The 16,840-nt window shown below is 73.6% G+C and carries 16 protein-coding genes; 8 read left to right on the plus strand and 8 right to left on the minus strand.

Annotated elements, in window-relative coordinates; all coding sequences use genetic code 11:
* Positions 1-27: 27 nt before the first annotated feature.
* The 3 genes from OG989_RS01480 to OG989_RS01490 all read right to left on the minus strand — a co-directional run bounded on the left by OG989_RS01480 (position 28) and on the right by OG989_RS01490 (position 1,970).
* On the minus strand, positions 28-708 hold the full coding sequence (locus OG989_RS01480; protein WP_327029484.1) for a PadR family transcriptional regulator: 681 nt from the start codon (positions 706-708) through the stop codon (positions 28-30).
* The gene (locus tag OG989_RS01485) at positions 705-1,535 is read right to left on the minus strand and encodes a DUF4097 family beta strand repeat-containing protein (RefSeq protein ID WP_327029485.1); all 831 of its coding nucleotides are present in this window, start codon (positions 1,533-1,535) and stop codon (positions 705-707) included. Before OG989_RS01485 ends, OG989_RS01480 begins: the two co-directional genes overlap by 4 nt.
* 96 nt (positions 1,536-1,631) lie before the next feature.
* Positions 1,632-1,970, minus strand: a complete 339-nt coding sequence (locus tag OG989_RS01490) for a hypothetical protein (RefSeq protein WP_151457816.1) — start codon at positions 1,968-1,970, stop codon at positions 1,632-1,634.
* 522 nt (positions 1,971-2,492) lie between these two features.
* On the opposite strand from OG989_RS01490, the gene OG989_RS01495 reads away from it, so the two are divergent.
* Positions 2,493-3,290 carry a helix-turn-helix domain-containing protein gene (locus tag OG989_RS01495; protein ID WP_151456608.1) on the plus strand — a complete coding sequence of 266 codons (798 nt, stop codon included), beginning with the start codon at positions 2,493-2,495 and terminating at the stop codon, positions 3,288-3,290.
* Positions 3,281-3,481, plus strand: coding sequence for a DUF397 domain-containing protein (locus OG989_RS01500; protein WP_225852412.1), 201 nt, complete (start codon positions 3,281-3,283; stop codon positions 3,479-3,481). The genes OG989_RS01495 and OG989_RS01500 overlap by 10 nt, the downstream gene beginning before the upstream one ends.
* 19 nt (positions 3,482-3,500) lie before the next feature.
* On the opposite strand, the gene OG989_RS01505 is transcribed toward OG989_RS01500, so the two are convergent.
* The 3 genes from OG989_RS01505 to OG989_RS01515 all read right to left on the minus strand — a co-directional run bounded on the left by OG989_RS01505 (position 3,501) and on the right by OG989_RS01515 (position 5,760).
* Complete coding sequence (locus OG989_RS01505; RefSeq protein ID WP_327029486.1) at positions 3,501-4,367, minus strand: lysophospholipid acyltransferase family protein; 867 nt, start codon at positions 4,365-4,367, stop codon at positions 3,501-3,503.
* The gene (locus OG989_RS01510; RefSeq protein ID WP_327029487.1) at positions 4,364-5,143 is read right to left on the minus strand and encodes a GNAT family N-acetyltransferase; all 780 of its coding nucleotides are present in this window, start codon (positions 5,141-5,143) and stop codon (positions 4,364-4,366) included. The genes OG989_RS01505 and OG989_RS01510 overlap by 4 nt, the downstream gene beginning before the upstream one ends.
* A 110-nt stretch (positions 5,144-5,253) precedes the next feature.
* Positions 5,254-5,760, minus strand: a complete 507-nt coding sequence (locus tag OG989_RS01515) for a hypothetical protein (protein WP_225852411.1) — start codon at positions 5,758-5,760, stop codon at positions 5,254-5,256.
* A 105-nt stretch (positions 5,761-5,865) separates the two neighbouring features.
* On the opposite strand from OG989_RS01515, the gene OG989_RS01520 reads away from it, so the two are divergent.
* From OG989_RS01520 to OG989_RS01545, 6 genes are all read left to right on the plus strand, one after another.
* Positions 5,866-6,525 carry a hypothetical protein gene (locus OG989_RS01520; protein ID WP_327029488.1) on the plus strand — a complete coding sequence of 220 codons (660 nt, stop codon included), beginning with the start codon at positions 5,866-5,868 and terminating at the stop codon, positions 6,523-6,525.
* Positions 6,526-6,656: 131 nt separating this feature from the next.
* Complete coding sequence (locus OG989_RS01525) at positions 6,657-7,592, plus strand: ABC transporter ATP-binding protein (RefSeq protein ID WP_151456604.1); 936 nt, start codon at positions 6,657-6,659, stop codon at positions 7,590-7,592.
* Positions 7,589-8,401 (plus strand): ABC transporter permease, encoded by an 813-nt coding sequence (locus tag OG989_RS01530; RefSeq protein WP_151456603.1) that lies wholly within the window; start codon positions 7,589-7,591, stop codon positions 8,399-8,401. Before OG989_RS01525 ends, OG989_RS01530 begins: the two co-directional genes overlap by 4 nt.
* Positions 8,402-8,681: 280 nt before the next feature.
* Complete coding sequence (locus OG989_RS01535; RefSeq protein WP_151456602.1) at positions 8,682-12,431, plus strand: multifunctional oxoglutarate decarboxylase/oxoglutarate dehydrogenase thiamine pyrophosphate-binding subunit/dihydrolipoyllysine-residue succinyltransferase subunit; 3,750 nt, start codon at positions 8,682-8,684, stop codon at positions 12,429-12,431.
* A gap of 136 nt (positions 12,432-12,567) precedes the next feature.
* Complete coding sequence (locus tag OG989_RS01540; protein ID WP_151456601.1) at positions 12,568-12,747, plus strand: DUF6104 family protein; 180 nt, start codon at positions 12,568-12,570, stop codon at positions 12,745-12,747.
* Between the two features lie 32 nt (positions 12,748-12,779).
* Positions 12,780-13,826 (plus strand): glycoside hydrolase family 6 protein, encoded by a 1,047-nt coding sequence (locus tag OG989_RS01545; protein WP_327029489.1) that lies wholly within the window; start codon positions 12,780-12,782, stop codon positions 13,824-13,826.
* An 84-nt stretch (positions 13,827-13,910) separates the two neighbouring features.
* Here OG989_RS01545 and OG989_RS01550 read toward each other — a convergent pair whose 3' ends face one another.
* Entirely contained in the window at positions 13,911-16,106 is a 2,196-nt protein-coding gene (locus OG989_RS01550; RefSeq protein ID WP_327029490.1) for a bifunctional polysaccharide deacetylase/glycosyltransferase family 2 protein, read from the minus strand.
* Positions 16,099-16,812: a hypothetical protein gene (locus OG989_RS01555; RefSeq protein ID WP_327029491.1), complete on the minus strand. Its 714-nt coding sequence runs from the start codon at positions 16,810-16,812 to the stop codon at positions 16,099-16,101. The genes OG989_RS01550 and OG989_RS01555 overlap by 8 nt, the downstream gene beginning before the upstream one ends.
* Between the last annotated feature and the right edge of the window lie 28 nt (positions 16,813-16,840).

Raw genomic sequence — 16,840 nt, forward strand, 5'->3', positions numbered from 1 at the left:
GAAAGTAGCTGTGAGGCGGCGTCGGGCTCAGCGCAGCAGCCGGCGCAGCCCGTCCAGCGCGCCGTCGAGCAGCCGGATGGCCGTACGCAGCTGCGAGTCGCTGAGCCGGCGGGCCCGGACCAGGGCGCCCACCTCGACGGCGAAGGTCGCCAGCCGCTGGTCGAACTCGGCCAGCGTGGCGGTGGACGCGGACGCCGGCCCAGCTTCCGACGGCGCGCCGAACGCGGGCGACGGGCCGGCGGGGGGTACGGGCGACGGGCCGGGGGCGGGGGCGGGCGTCGGGCCGGCGCCGGGGGGCACCCAGCGGGGACGGCGGGTCTGCCGGGCCGCCTCGCGCAGCTCCCGCTTCAGGTCGCGGACAGAGCCGCGTACCTCGTTCTGGATCTCTCCGGCCAGGGCGGACAGGTCCTCCACGGAGGCGGCGATGTCCGACTCCAGGGCGGTCAGCTCGCCGGCCCGCTGCCGCAGCTCGGCCCGGCCCGCCTCGGTGATCTCGTAGACCTTCCGGCCGCCGGCGGCGGTGTGGGTGACCAGGCCGTCGGCCTCCAGCCGCTGCAACCGGGGATAGATGGTGCCGGCGCTGGGCGCGTAGAGGCCGAGGAAGCGCTCCTCCAGCAGGCGGATGAGCTCGTAGCCGTGCTTCGGGCCGTCGTCGAGGAGCTTGAGCAGGTAGAGCCGGAGCCGCCCGTGACTGAACACGGCGGTCACGGCAGTTCCTCCTCGTCGTCGTCCACCGGGCGGGCGAGCAGCGCGATGCTGCCCGACGTGGCGGACGCGGAGAGCCTACCCTCACCCGCGCCGAGCACGCCCTCGCTGTCCACCACGGACCCGGGGACGGCGCTGCCCCGCACCTCGGGGAAGCCGCTGGTGATCCGGCCTGACGTGGTGTGCAGGCGGACGGCCAGGTCGCTGTCCGCGCGGACCCGGACGGTGATGCTGCCGGAGACCGTGCTGAGCCGGATGTCGCTGCGCCGGGGGTTGTCCAGGTCGCAGGTGATTGCCCCGGAGACGGTGTGCGCACGGACCCGCCCGGCCGCGCTGTCGGCGAGGGTCACCTCTCCCGCGACGGTCTCCAGGTCCAGGTCGCCGGCCACCCCCAGCGCCTCGACCGGGCCCGCCATGGTCTTCGCCGACGTCCGGCCGTGCAGGCCCATCAGGGCGATCCGGCCGGAGGTCACCTCCACCCGGGTCTCGCCGCGCAGGCCCGACGCGACCAGCGAACCCTCCACCAACTCCAGGTCGGCCAGCACGTCGGCCGGGACCGCGACGGAGACGTCGACCCGGGGCAGCCGGGACAGCGGGCCCAGCCAGAAGATGTGGTCCGCGAGCCGCCAGCGTCGCTGCTGGCGTACGGAGAGCCGGCCGTCGCGATACTCCACCAGGACCGGCCGGCGGCCGACCCGGGTGATGTCGACCCGGGGCGGCCCATCGGTGGCGACCACGTTGAGGCGACCGCTGAGCAGGTGGACGTCGAGTCGGCCGACGGGCCCGTCCAGGGTGATCCGCTGCGGGGCGTGCACGGTCCAGTCGGTCATCGGTCCTCCCTTCACGGCGTGCCGCGTCGCCGGCACGTCGGATGGCAGGACACTAACGCGATACATCGCGACATGACAAGCGCCGGCGTGACGGCCTCACGGCACCGGTTCCACGAGCGGCCGACGGTACGGGCCCCAGGCCACGAAGCGGTCGAACATGGCCCGAGGGGTGGGGCCGCCGCGGGGGTCGAGGTGGTAGAGGTCGCGCATCGCCTCGTACATGAGGCCGGCCAGGTAGATCGTGAGGCTCTGCTGCGCGCCCTCGTGCTCGGCCTTGAGCAACAGTCGCGCGGTCGCGCAGGGCCACGGCTGGCCGCACGAGCGACAACCCCAGTGCGGTCGCAGCGGCGTGTGCGGCGGCCGGCCCTCGATCCGGTGGCGGGGTCGCTCGGGGCGCGGTCCGGGGCCGGGCTGCGGGAGCCGGGTGGAGAGCACGGGCCTCACCAGCGCCCTCCGTTCATCCGGCGCGCCCGCCCGGCGGCGGCGAGATCGGCCGCGCCGTACCACAGGATCTCGGTCGCGTCGTTCGCCCTCGGCCGGACCGGAGGCGGCACGAAGGGCCCGATGGGGCCGGGGATGTACGGAGCCGGCCTGCCCGGGCGGGGCGGCGGGTGCGGTGCCGGAGCGGGCTTCGGCCGCCGGCTCCGGATCTCCCGCCGCTCCGCGCAGTTCGGGCAGGCGCAGTGCCGTCCGCACCGACTCCGGTGCCAGCCTCCACGGTGACCCACTTTCTCCCCCACCCCGCTGTCGAGGTGGGCCGCCCCGCCACGGGAGAGCGGGGCGGCCCCGGCAGGACCCGCCCACGTCCTCGACGACGGCGAACGGGCCCGCGTGGTGACAGTCTGGTGAGGACACCACTACCGTCGACACATGCTCGCCGCATCCGCGCAGGTCAACGAGCCGGTCGAGCGGGCACGGGAGACACGCCGACGGGACCGAGCAGAATGTGGGGAATCGATGGGCACCGCCACCAACTACGTGCTGGGTGAGCTACGCACGTTCCGCGCTCAGCTCGGCCTGAGCCAGGACGACTTCGGCAGGACGATCGGCTACTCCGGGTCGCACGTCAGCTCCGTCGAGACGGGCGGTCGCCCGCCGACCCGGGAGTACATGAAGGCGATCGACGACCAGCACGACACGGGCGAGCGGTTCGGCCGGATGCTCCGTGAGCTGGCCCGGCTGGACGCCACGCCGGCCTGGCTGCGGGAGTGGATCGAGTTCGAGCGGGAGGCGGCGACGTTGCGCTGGTTCGAGCTGGCGTACGTGCCGGGCCTGCTCCAGACCGAACGCTACGCCCGCGCCACGCTGGCGGGGGGCCGGTTCACGGCCGACGAGGTCGAGCGGATCGTCGCGTCCAGGCTGGAGCGTCAGGCGATCCTCGGCCGGGAGCGGCCACCCCAGCTCATCGCCGTCGTCGACGAGGCCGTGCTGCGCCGGCCGGTGCTCGACCAGCCGGGGCTCATGGCCGAGCAGCTCGATCACCTGGTGGCCCTCGCGACGCAGGAACACGTGCAGCTCCACGTCGTCCCGGCCGACGCCGGCATGTATCTCGGACTGGCCGGCCAGTTCATCATCGCCGAGCTGCCGGACGGCACCCGCGTGGCCCACGCGGACAACCAGCTCAGCGCGCAGATCGTCGACGCATCCACCGACATTGCTAGGCTGGCCAGGACGTGGGAGATCGTGCGGAACGAGGCCCTCCCCCGCCGGCAGTCGACCGTGCTGATCAAGGAGGTGGCGAAGTCATGGACGTGATGACCCCGCGGTGGCGTAAGTCGACGAGATCCGGCGGCAACGGCGGTTCCTGCGTCGAGGTCGCGGACAACCTGCCGGGCGTCGTGCTGGTACGCGACACCAAGGACCGCGAGGGCGGCACCCTCCACTTCGACTCCCGGGCGTGGCAGTCGTTCGTCGGCCTGGCCAGGCGGATCGGCCCGGTCGGCTGATCCGCTCCTCCCCCCGTCTTCATGCCGCGTATCCCGCCGGCGCCCTCCCGACCGCGGCAGCGGGGACGTGCACGACCGACTCGGCCGCCCGGGCGAGCAGCCGCCGGTCGGCGTCCCGGGCGGGATGCAGGGCGGCGGAGACGCTCACCCGCACCTCCAGGTCCCGGGCGGCGAGCACCCGGCCCACCGAGCGCAGCAGGTCGTCGTCCCCGACGAATGCGGCGGCCGTGGTCGGCACGCCGGTCGCGGCCCACCGGTAGCCGATCCGCAGCGGCACCACCGGCGCCCCGGCGTCGATCGCCGCCTGGAACAGCGCCGGACGGAACCCCCGGCCGGGGCGGCAGCCGATCGCGTCGGCGGTGCCGCACCAGGTCGTACCCTCCGGAAAGACCGCCACCGGGCTGCCGGCGCGCAGCGCGGCGGTGACCCGGGCCACCGTCGCGGGCAGGGCGCGGGGGCGGGCCCGGTCGACCAGGACGGTGCCGGCCGCCGCCGCGAGCAGCCCGACCAGCGGCCAGGACCGGACCTCCCGCTTGGCCACCATCCGGGCCGGCGCGACGGCCAGCAGCGCGAGCACGTCCAGCCAGGAGGCATGGTTGGCGACCAGCAGCGCCGGCCGCCGGGGCGGCCGGCCGCGCACCACGAGGCGCACGCCGAACGCGCGCAGCGTCCACCGGGCCCAACCACGCAGGGCCGCCGCCCGGTCCCCGGCCGGCAGCACCGGCAGCAGCACCGCCAGCACCGTCCCCGCCGACAGCGTCCCGAGGACGGCGAGGGTGCGGCCCGCCCGCCGGACGGGCGACACGGCCGGCGCCTCGCCGGCCGCCGGAAGGCAGGTGGGCCCGCACCCCGAGGCGGGCAGCCAGAGGCGTCCGGCGATGCTCACCGCTCGGCCCCGCCGAGGAAGTGCCGCAGGTAACGGGGGTTCATCCGGTCCAGGGAGAAGAGCACGTAGAAGTCGGCCACCCCGAAGTCCGGGTCGTACGCCGGCTCGCCGCAGACCCAGGCCCCGAGGCGCAGGTAGCCGCGCAGCAGCGGCGGAACGGTGGCCCGCGCGGCCGGGCCGTCGGCCGCCGCCGGCCCGACGAGCCCGTCCGGCTCGGCGAACCAGGGGCGCCTCGGCCGTACGCGCAGCCGCGGCGGGGCCAGGTGCCGGGCCGCGACCTCGTCCCACACCCGCGCGACGGTCCCGCCCCCGTCGGCAACGGGCACCGACGCGCAGCCGCCGAGCCAGCGCGACCCGCGCAGGTGCAGGTAGCGGACGATGCCGGCCCACATGAGGTTGATCACCGCGCCGGAGCGGTGATCGGGGTGTACGCAGGACCGGCCGGCCTCGACCAGGTCGTCGCGGAGCGGGTCGAGCCCGGTGAGGTCGAACTCGGTCGCGGCGTACCGCCGGTCGGTGCGGCCCGGCGGGAGCAGCCGGTACGTGCCGACCACCTCGCCGGTGCCCTCCTGACGGACGATCAGGTGGTCGCAGTACGCGTCGAAGTCGTCGACGTCGAGCCCGGCGGCCCCCGGGCGCAGGGTGGCGCCGAGTTGGGTGGCGAACACCTCGTGACGGAGGCGTTGCGCGGCCGCGACCTCGCTCGGGTCGTCGGCGATCAGCAGGGTGTAACCGCTGGTCGTCAGGGGTGCGCCAGCGGCGTGCAGAACGGCCATGGGACCTGTGTAGGCGGCCCGGGTTGCCGGCCGGCGGGGTGAGGGGTGTCGATGAGGTGAACGGCCCGTGCCGGTGTCGGGCGACGACCGCGGCGAGGTCGGCGCTCGTCTCAGCGGTTGGCGCGCAGGTCCCGGGCGAGATGCGAGCGCCGGAACCCCACCGTGACCAGGCGCCGCAGGTCGGCCCGGTTGTCGTGCATGAGCTGCACGTGGAAGTAGTTGACGTACTCGAGCGCGGCGAAGAGCCCGAAGGCCAGCCCCGGGTACGACCGCGCGCCGGGCGTCCGCACGGCGGCCACGGCACAGGCGATGATCACGACGGCCAGGAGGATCGGCAGGGCGGCGCGGGCGGTGCCGAAGTGGCGCCGGCCGGGCAGGCGCGGCTCCCCGCGGCGCAACTGCCGGAGCTTGAGCGCCCAGTAGGCCGCGCCCACCACGAGCAGGGCCGCGAACGCCCCGAAGCCGGCGAGGTTCGCCGCCGTCGGCGGCAGGCCCACCAGCTGGAACCACACCCACGCCTGTAGGGGAACGTTCAGCAGCTCCCAGCCGGCGAGTGAGCGGAGCCGGCGCCGGGCCGCCTCGCGGGTCGGGCCGGCCGGCAGGTGAGGACTGGGCACGGCCCCACAGTGGCACAGCACCGGACGAACACCGGGGTCGACGGCGTGCGAGGCTGCCGGGGGCGCACCGGCGACGGGGCCGGGCGTCGCGGTCGGAGGTGTCTCATGATCATCGAGTCGCGTTTCAACGGGCCGCCCGGCTCGGGCAACGGCGGCTGGAGCGCCGGGGTCCTCGCCGGCGCCGCCGGCCCCGGGCCGGTCGAGGTGACGTTGCGTCGCCCTCCCCCGCTGGAGACCCCGCTCACTCTCGTCGACGGCGAGGTCCGCGACCCGCAGGGCAACCTCGTCGCCCAGGTCCGCCCCACGGAGGACCCCCGGGCGGTGGTGCCTCCGGTGGACCTGCCGGCCGCGCGGGCCGCCTCGGCGGCGTACCCCGGGCTGGTCGACCACCCCTTCCCGGGCTGCTACGTCTGCGGCCCGAACCGCGCCGACGGGCTGCGGATCTTTCCGGGGCGGCTGCCGGACGGCCGCACCGCCGCGCCGTTCCGGGTGCCCGCGTCGGTCACGACCGCCACCGTCTGGGCCGCGCTGGACTGCCCCGGCGGCTGGGCCGTGATCGCCCCCGGCCGGCCGTACGTCCTGGGCCGGATCGCGGCGGTGGTAGCGGCGCTGCCGGAGCCGGGCGACGAGTGCGTGGTGACCGGCGTCATGGTCGGCGGCGAGGGCCGCAAGGCGCTCGTGCACACCAGCCTGTACGCACCCGACGGCGCTCTCCTGGCCTGGGCCCGGGCAACCTGGATCGCCGTGGCCGACGACATCGGATAATCGTTCCTGGGGATGAGGGCCTCCTGCCTGAGGCGGAGGTGGATCTCGGAAGTGCGCCTGATTGACCTGGTTGCGCCCGCCCGCCACGCTGTGTCACGGCGTACCCCGACGCCACCGCACGAAGGAGAGCAATGACTGACGGGCAGAGAAGCCCCACCGGTGACGGTCAGATCGTGGTGTCCGGCCTGACGAAGCAGTACAAGAACGTCCGGGCCGTCAACGATCTGTCGTTCACCGTCGAACCGGGGCGGGTGACCGGCTTCCTCGGCCCCAACGGCGCCGGCAAGACGACCACGCTGCGGATGCTGCTGAACCTGGTCACGCCGACCAGCGGGACGGCGACCATCAGCGGGCGGCGCTACGCCGACCTGACCGACCCGCTGCGGCACGTCGGCGCCGTGCTGGAGGCGTCCAGCGCGCACAAGGGCCGCACCGGCATCAACCACCTGCGGGTGATCGCCGCGGCGGCCGGCCTGCCGAAGCACCGGGCCGACGAGGCGCTGGCGCAGGTCGGGCTCACTCCGGCGGCGAAGCGCAAGTTCAAGGGCTACTCGCTCGGCATGAAGCAGCGGCTCGGCATCGCCGCCGGGATGCTCGGCGACCCCCGCGTGCTGATCCTCGACGAGCCCGCCAACGGGCTCGACCCGGAGGGCATCCGGTGGATGCGCGGCTTCCTCAAGAACCTCGCGCACGAGGGCCGCACGGTGCTGGTCTCCAGCCACCTGCTGTCGGAGATGCAGCTGCTCGCCGACGACGTGGTGATCATCGCCGCCGGGCAGCTGGTCCGCCAGGGCACGGTCGAGCAGGTCATGGGCTCGATGGCGCAGGGCGTACGGGTCCGCGTCCGCACCCCGCAGGCCGACGCGCTGACCGCCGCCCTCAAGGAGGGTCCGGCGACGGTCGACGTCGACGAGCACGGCGTCCTGCTGGTGGGCGGGGTGGACGCCCCGACCGTGGGCCGGGTCGCCCTGACGGCCGGCGTCGAACTGCACGAACTGACCACGGAACGGCCCGACCTCGAACGGGTCTTCCTGGAGCTGACGGCCGGAAAGGCGGGCATCCGATGAACCTCGTCCGGTCCGAGCTTCTCAAGATCCGCACCACCAGCACCTGGTGGTGGCTGGCCATCGCCGCGTTCCTGTCGATCGCGCTGGCCTTCGCCTTCAACGCCTGGGTCGCCAACGAGACGTTGAACGGCAACGCCGAGGAACTGGGCGTCACCGGCGACCAGGCCTCCGCGGCGGCGCAGGCCGCGAACCTGTACACCTCCGGGCAGTACCTGGGCCTGATGTTCGTGATGCTGATCGGCATCCTGATGGTCACCAACGAGTTCTTCCACCAGACGGCGACCACCACGTTCCTGGCCACACCGCGGCGCACGTCGGTGATCCTCAGCAAGCTGGTCGCGGCCAGCCTGCTGGGCATCGGTTTCTGGCTGGTGACCACGCTGATCGACCTGGCCGCCGGGGCGGTGTTCCTGTCGGCCAACGGCCACGGCACCCTGCTCGGCGAGTGGGCCGTGCAGCGGGCGCTGCTGCTCAACCTGCTGGCGTACGCGATCTGGACGGTCCTCGGCATCGGCATCGGCACGCTGATCACCAACCAGCTCGGCGCGGTGATCACCGCCGCGGTGCTCTACCTCGTCGGCACGCAGGTGGTGGGGCTGCTGTTCATGCTGCTGTCGAACCTGCTCAACAGCGAGGCCGTGGTCAAGTGGCAGGTGATCTGGCCCGCCATCGCCTCGACCGTCATGGTCAGCGAGGGCCAGACCGACTTCACCCCCGCCTGGTGGGTCGGCGCGCTCGTGCTGATCGGCTACGCGGTGGTGAGCGGGGTCGTCGGCGTGCTCATCACCCGGCGGCGCGACATCTCCTGACGCGTCCGGGCATTGGCGGCGGGGGTGGTGCCCGGCACCACCCCCGCCGCCGTACGACATGGGGCCGACCACCACATCGGGCCTTACCAGCAGCCGGCCGCACACGCAGCGTTTGGTGAACTTCTGGCATCTTCTGTGAAACGGGCCACGGGTCGGAGGCGGAAATGCCTGTGGCGACCGTACGGCGTAGCCTGGGAGCCGTCTCGTGCGCGCTCGAAGGCAGGGCGACACCGGACACCGCGTGACACACAAACCCGCGTGAAAGAGGCGATTACCGGCCGTGTCGACCCAGCAGACTTCGCAGGAGAACCCACTGGCGGGTTTCGGTCCGAACGAGTGGATCGTCGAGGAGATGTACCAGCGCTACCTCGCCGACCCCACCAGCGTCGATTCGGCCTGGCACGACTTCTTCGCGGACTACCGCCCGGCGCCCGGCGCCGGGAAGCCGCGCGGAACTGAGCAGGCCCCGAAGCCGGCCGCCAAGCCGGAGCCCGCCGGCCAGCAGGAGGCGGCCACCGCGGTCGCGCAGCCGACGGAGAAGAAGCCGGCGGAGAAGAAGCCCGAGACCAAGCCGGAGACCAAGCCGGAGAAGCCCGCCGCCAAGGCCGCCCCGGCCAAGCCGGCGCCCGCGAAGGCGGCTCCCGCCAAGCCCGCGGCTACCAAGCCGACCGCCACCGGCCCGCAGACCACCCCGCTGCGCGGCGTGGCCGCGAAGATCGTCCAGAACATGGACGCCTCGCTGGCCGTGCCGACCGCCACCAGCGTGCGCGCCGTCCCGGCCAAGCTCCTGGTCGACAACCGCATCGTGATCAACAACCACCTCACCCGTGGGCGCGGTGGCAAGGTCAGCTTCACCCACCTCATCGGCTACGCGATGGTCCGGGCCCTGGTCGCCCACCCGGAGATGAACAACTCCTTCGCCGAGGTCGACGGCAAGCCGGTCATGGTCCGGCCGGAGCACGTCAACCTGGGCATCGCGATCGACCTGGCCAAGCCGGACGGCAGCCGCAACCTGGTGGTCCCCTCCATCAAGGCGTGCGAGCAGATGGACTTCCGGCAGTTCTGGCAGGCGTACGAGGACGTGGTCCGGCGTGCCCGCCGCAACGAGCTGACCATGGACGACTACTCCGGCACCACGATCTCGCTGACCAACCCCGGCGGCATCGGCACCGTGCACTCGATGCCGCGCCTCATGCAGGGGCAGAGCGCCATCATCGGCGTCGGCGCGATGGAGTACCCGGCCCCCTACCAGGGCATGTCCGAGGCCACCCTGGCCGAGCTGGCCGTCAGCAAGGTCATCACCCTCACCAGCACGTACGACCACCGGATCATCCAGGGCGCCCAGTCCGGCGAGTTCCTGAAGGTCATGCACGAGCTGCTGCTCGGTGAGCACGGCTTCTACGACCAGATCTTCACCTCGCTGCGCATCCCGTACGAGCCGGTGCGCTGGATGCGCGACGTCGCGGTCAACAACGAGGGCCAGATCAACAAGACCGCCCGGGTGCACGAGCTGATCCACGCGTACCGCGTGCGCGGCCACCTGATGGCCGACACCGACCCGCTCGAGTTCAAGATCCGCAAGCACCCCGACCTGGACGTGCTCCAGCACGGGCTGACCCTCTGGGACCTCGACCGCGAGTTCCCGGTCAACGGCTTCGCCGGCAAGCAGCGGATGAAGCTGCGCGCCGTCCTCGGCGTGCTGCGCGACTCGTACTGCCGGCGCGTCGGCATCGAGTACATGCACATCCAGGACCCGGAGGAGCGGCGCTGGATCCAGGAACGGATCGAGCGCAAGTACGAGAAGCCGTCGGCCGACGAGCAGAAGCACGTGCTCAACCGGCTCAACGCCGCCGAGGCGTTCGAGACCTTCCTCCAGACCAAGTACGTCGGGCAGAAGCGCTTCTCGCTGGAGGGCGGCGAGTCGCTGATCCCGCTGCTCGGCGAGGTGCTGGAGGCCTCCGCCGAGGGCGGGCTGGACGAGGTCGTCATCGGCATGGCCCACCGTGGCCGGCTGAACGTGCTGGCCAACATCGTCGGCAAGCCGTACGAGAAGATCTTCTCGGAGTTCGAGGGGCACCTGGACCCGCGTTCCACCCAGGGCTCCGGCGACGTGAAGTACCACCTGGGCCAGAACGGCAAGTTCACCACGCCCGACGGCGACCACGCGGTCAAGGTCTCGGTGGTGGCGAACCCGTCGCACCTGGAGGCCGTCGACCCGGTGCTGGAGGGCATCGTCCGGGCCAAGCAGGACCGGATAGACCTCAAGCTGGAGGGCTACACCGTGCTGCCGCTGGCGGTGCACGGTGACGCCGCCTTCGCCGGCCAGGGCGTGGTCGCCGAGACCCTCAACCTCTCGCAGCTGCGCGGCTACCGCACGGGCGGCACCGTCCACGTGGTGGTCAACAACCAGGTCGGCTTCACCACCGCCCCGGAGTACAGCCGCTCCAGCCTCTACAGCACGGACGTCGCCCGGATGATCCAGGCGCCGATCTTCCACGTCAACGGCGACGACCCCGAGGCCGTGGTCCGGGTCGCCCGGCTGGCCTTCGAGTACCGGCAGGCGTTCAACAAGGACGTCGTCATCGACATGGTCTGCTACCGCCGGCGCGGGCACAACGAGGGCGACGACCCGTCGATGTCCAACCCGCAGATGTACAAGATCATCGACTCGAAGCGGTCCGTCCGGAAGCTCTACACCGAGGAGCTGATCGGGCGCGGCGACATCACCGTGGAGGACGCGGAGGAGCTGCTGCGCGACTACCAGTCGCAGCTGGAGCGGGTCTTCAAGGCCACCCGCGACGCGGCCACCACGCCGCGGCAGCTCAGCCGCCCGAAGCGGGAGGACGAGCCGGAGCCGCAGGTGGAGACCGCCACCGACGCGGCCGTCGTCAAGGCCGTCGGCGAGGCGCACGTCAACCTGCCGGAGGGCTTCACCCCGCACAAGCGGATCCAGCAGCTGCTCGACCGGCGGGCCAAGATGTCCGTCGAGGGCAACATCGACTGGGGCTTCGGCGAGATCATCGCGTTCGGCTCGCTGCTGCACGACGGGGTCACCGTCCGGCTCGCCGGGCAGGACTCCCGCCGGGGCACCTTCGTCCAGCGGCACGCCTCCGTGGTCGACGCCCAGACCGGCGACGACTACCTGCCGTTGCAGTCGCTGACCGGCGACGGCGAGCGGTCCCGGTTCTTCGTGCACGACTCCCTGCTGAGCGAGTACGCGGCGATGGGCTTCGAGTACGGCTACTCGGTGGAGAACATCAACGCGCTGGTCGCCTGGGAGGCGCAGTTCGGCGACTTCGTCAACGGCGCCCAGTCGGTGATCGACGAGTTCATCTCCTCCGGCGAGGTGAAGTGGGGCCAGCGCTCCGCCGTCACCCTGCTGCTGCCGCACGGCCACGAGGGCCAGGGCCCGGACCACACCTCCGGTCGCCCGGAGCGGTTCCTCCAGATGTGCGCCGAGGACAACATGCGGGTGTCGATCCCGACCACCCCGGCGAACTACTTCCACCTGCTGCGCCGCCAGGCGCTCTCGCCGAAGCGCAAGCCGCTGGTGGTGTTCACGCCGAAGTCGCTGCTGCGGCACAAGCTCTGCGTCTCCCCGGTCGAGGACTTCACCACCGGCACCTTCCAGCCGGTGCTGCCCGACTCGGGCTCTCCGGCGCCGGAGCAGGTGAAGCGGGTGCTGCTCTGCTCGGGCAAGGTCTACTACGACCTGTTCCAGGCCCGCGCCGAGCGGGGCGTCACCGACACCGCGATCATCCGGATCGAGCAGCTCTACCCGATGCCGGTCGAGGAGATCCGGGCCGCCCTCGCGGCGTACCCGAACGCGGAGGACTTCGCCTGGGTGCAGGAGGAGCCGGCCAACCAGGGCGCCTGGTCGTTCGTCGCGCTCAACCTGCTGGAGCACCTGTCGGACGTACGGCTGCGCCGGATCTCCCGCCCGGCCGCCGCCGCCCCGGCCGTCGGCTCGGCGAAGATGCACGAGGTCGAGCAGACCGCGCTGATCGAGGCGGCCCTGCCCCGCCCGTGACCTGACAGCACCGCCGACCGGGGCAGGGACCGTCACGACGACGGCTCTGCCCCGGTCGGCGTCCCGGCTCACGCCGCCGGCAGGCCCCGGCGGCACCACGGCCCACCCAGCACAGCGACGAAGAGGGACCGACAGCATGTACTTCACCGACCGTGGAATCGAGGAGCTCGTCGAGCGCCGGGGCGGCGAACAGGTCAGCATGGAGTGGCTCGGCGAGCGCCTACGCGACTTCGTGGACCTGAACCCCGAGTTCGAGACCCCGATCGAGCGCTTCGCCACCTGGCTCGCCCGCCTGGACGACGAGGACGAGGACTGAGCCGGACCGCCCCGGAGGAACGGACGTCCCCGGTGCCGCCACCGAACCGCTCCCGCCGCTCGCCCGTACGCCGGTCGGCCCTGGCGGCGGGCGCCGCCGTGGCGCTGCTGCTCTCGGGCTGCGGCGCGGAACCCCGACGCCGCCCCGGGCCGGTGCCGGGGAGCGCCGCCGGGTCCCCGGCGGCGGCCCCGCCCCCGGTCTTCTACGTCGCCCCGGGGAACCCGGCGGCGGCGGAGGCGGACCGGCGGGAGGCGCTGGGCCGGACCGCCGACGCGGCGGCGCTGCGCCGGATCGGCGCGCGGCCCAGCGCGAAGTGGCTGACCGGCGGGCCGGCGGTCCGCGACGAGGTCGACGCGTACCTGGGGCAGGCGGCGCTCGCCGGCCAGACGCCGGTGCTGGTCGTGCACAACATCCCGGACCGCGACTGCGCCCGCCAGGGCACCGGCGGGGCCAGCGGCCCGGCGGAGTACCAGCGCTGGATCCGCGACCTCACGGCGGGCGTCGGGGGCCGGCCGGTCACCGTGGTCCTCGAACCCGGGGCGGTGCCGGACGCCGTACGGGGCTGCGTCCGCGACCCCGACGGGCGGCTCACGCTGCTGCGGGACGCCGTCACCGTGCTCCGCAGCACCGGCAGCGCCCGGGTCTACGTGGACGCGGGGCACCCCGGCTGGATCTCCGACGTCGCCGCGCTCACGGCGGCGCTCGACCGGGCGGGGGTCGGCGAGGCCGACGGCTTCGCGCTCAACGTGGCCAACTTCTTCGGCACCGCGCAGAACGTCCGCTACGGCCACCGCATCTCCGACGCCCTCGGCGGCGGCACCCGCTTCGTCGTCGACACCAGCCGCAACGGCAACGGCCCCCACGCGGGTGCCACGGTGGACGGCGCGCCGAGCTGGTGCAATCCGCCGGGACGGGCGCTCGGTCAGGAGCCGACGGCCGATCCCGGCCTGCCCCGGGTGGACGCGCTGCTCTGGGTCAAGTACCCGGGCGAGTCCGACGGCGCCTGCCGGCCCGGGGAGCCGGACAGCGGCGTCTGGTGGCCCGAGTACGCCCTCGGCCTGGCCCGGCGCGCCGGCTGACCCGACCGGCCTGGGCGGGCCGGCCAGCCCCGCCGCCCGCCCGCTCAGCCCCGCCAGGCCGGTCGGCCCGGCCGGCGGACCCGGTCAGGCCGTGCCGCCGCGTTCGGCCGGGGCCAGGCCGGTGCGCCGCAGCTTCTGCCAGCCCAGCCGGCCGCCGGTCAACGCGGTGACCACCGACTGGAGCATCACCAGGTACATCAGTTGCCGGTAGACGAACTGCTGGAGCGGCAGCACCCACAGCACGCCCAGCTTCTCCCGGTCCAGCCGGAACGCCACCACGGCGGTCAGCGTCTGCAACCCGAGCATGGCCAGCCAGGCCACGGCCGTGGCGGTGCGGTCCAGGAAGAACAACCCGTACAGGGCCAGCAGGTCGATCACCGGCGCCAGCAGGGGCAGCAGCACCCCGAAGAGGCTGAGGAAGGCCAGGCAGCGGCGGGTGAACCGGCCGGACGCGCCCCGGTCGAGCAGGGACCGCCGGTGCTTCCACATCGCCTGCATGGTGCCGTAGCTCCACCGGTAGCGCTGCTTCCACAGCTGCCCCATCGTCGCCGGCGCCTCGGTCCAGGCGCGCGCCGTCTCCTCGTACACCACCTTCCAGCCGGCCCGCCCCAGCGCCATGGTGATGTCGGTGTCCTCGGCCAGGGTGTCGTCGGTCATCCCGCCGGCGTACACCAGCGCCTGCCGCCGGAAGCCGCCGATCGCCCCCGGCACCGTCGACATGCAGCGCATCGACTCGTAGAGGCGACGGTCGAGGTTGAAGCCGATCACGTACTCGATGTGCTGCCACTTGGCGATCAGGCTGTCCCGGTTGCCCACCTTGACGTTGCCGGCCACCGCGCCGACCTGCGGGTCCGCGAACGGCTGCACCAGCCGTCGGACGGCGTCCGGTTCGAGGACGGTGTCGCCGTCGACCATCACGATCAGGTCGTGCCGGGCCAGCGCGACGCCGGTGTTCAACGCGCTCGGCTTGCCGCCGTTGGGCTTGCGGACCACCCGGACGTTCGGCAGGCCGAGCCCTTCGGCGATGTCGGCGGTGCCGTCGGTGGAGCCGTCGTCGACGACGACGACCTCGATCCCCCCGGGATGGTCGCCGGTGGCCAGCGACCGGACCGCCGCCGCGATCCCCTCCTTCTCGTTGTACGCCGGGACGATCACCGACACCGGGTCGGTGACCGGCGGCCCCCAGGTCCAGTCGCGGGCCCGCCGCCGCCGGGCGTGCCGCCCGGCGAGCAGGAAGAGCAGCGCGGTACGCCCGACCGTGAGCACCCCGACGGCGACGAAGATCAGCCCGAAGCCGCTCATCGTCCGGTCCGCGCCCCGCACCGCCCAGACCAGCACCCGCCCCCGCAACCGCTCCCCGGCGGAGGCGGTCGGATTGCCGGTCACCTCGTGCCGCACCCCCGCGTCGGCCAACGCCTGGTTGAGCCCGCCGGTGACCGTGGCGAACTGGTACCCGCGCGCCTTCATCAACGGGATGAACCGGTCCAGCGCCTCGACGGTCTGCGAGCGGTCGCCGCCGGCGTCGTGCCACAGCGTGATCGCGCCCGCGTACCCGGACGGCGTGACGTTCTCGACGATCCGCTCGACGCCCGGCAGCGCCCAGTCCCGGCTGTCGGTGTCGTTGAGCACCGTCAGGTAGCCCAGGTCGCCGGCCTCGGTGACCAGCGGCCAGTCCCGGTCGTTCAGCGCGTCGGCGTGCGACGAGTACGGGAACCGCACCAGCGAGCTGCGGATCCCCGCCGCGCCGGCGACCGCGAGCTGGGTCTGGGCGTACTCCATGCGGCGCCGCCAGCCCGGCATGGTGGTCAGGTCGGGATGGGTGAAGGTGTGCACCCCGATCTCGTGCCCGGCTGCCGACATCTCCCGCACCAGCTCGGGATGCCGGGCGACCTGCGCCCCCAGCACGAAGAAGGTGGCGCTGACCTGGTGGGCGTCCAGCACCCGGAGCACCTCGCGGGTCCAGTTCGGATCCGGGCCGTCGTCGAAGGTCAGCGAGAGGGTGCGGGGCGGCAGCCGGTAGGAACGGGTCCGCTCGTCCCCGACGCTGATGATCGGTCCCCCGTTCACCACCTCGTCGGGCACCCGGTCCTGGCCGGCGCCGGCCGGCTGGCGCTCGGGCACGAAGGCGGCGTCCGCGTACGCCCCGACGAAGAGCACGCCGGCCAGGACGACGAGCAGCATGCCGAGCACGGTCCAACTGGGCGGCGGCGCGACCCGCCGGACCCGGCCGTGGCGGCGGGCGGTCGTCCGGGGCCGGCGCGGACGGAAGCGGTCAGGCATCGTCGTCCGGTTCCCCGGGAGCGGGCGACAGCGGCAGGTCGACGTCCGGGGACGGTTCCACGGGTGGCGGCTCGGAGGCCGGCGGGGCGGGCGGGGTGGTGGTCGCGGGTGGCCGTGAGACCGGCGGCGGGGTGGTGCGGCCGGGGGCGGGTGGCGTGCTGGCGGGTGCTGGCGCCGGGGGCGGGGACGACCGGGGCGCCGACGGGGTGACCGGGCCCGGGGTCGGCCGGTCACCGGGCACGACTGGCGCGGGCCGCCCGACGGTCGGCTCAGGGGTGGCGGGCGTGCTGGCGGGCGCCGGAGGCGGGGTCCAGGGTCGTCGGGTGGACTCGACGAAGGGCAGGACGTTCTCCGGGCTCACCGGTCCCCCGGCGAAGCTCGCCCCGACCAGGACGGTGTATGCCACGCCGACCGACCCGAGGGCGTACGCGAGCCGCTGCCAGCGCCGCCGGCGTCGCCCGCTCGGGTCGACGAAGACCGGCGCGAGCGGAGGCGCGACGGCGTGGACGGCGGTCGGGGCGTCGGCCGCCGGGCCGACCGCCGGAGCGTCCACCGCCGACAGCGGCGCCGTCGGTGCCTCGACCGGTGCCTGGGCGACCGTCGGGGCGTCGGCACCGGCCGGCACGACGGCTGGCCCGACAGCCGTCGCCTGGACGACGGTCGGGCTGTCAGAGGCCGCCTGAGCTGCGGCGGAACGGTCGGGCATGGGTAGCGAGTCTAGGAACGTCGGCGTC

Origin of the sequence: Micromonospora sp. NBC_01740 (assembly GCF_035920365.1) — a bacterium.
GTDB lineage: Bacteria > Actinomycetota > Actinomycetes > Mycobacteriales > Micromonosporaceae > Micromonospora > Micromonospora reichwaldensis.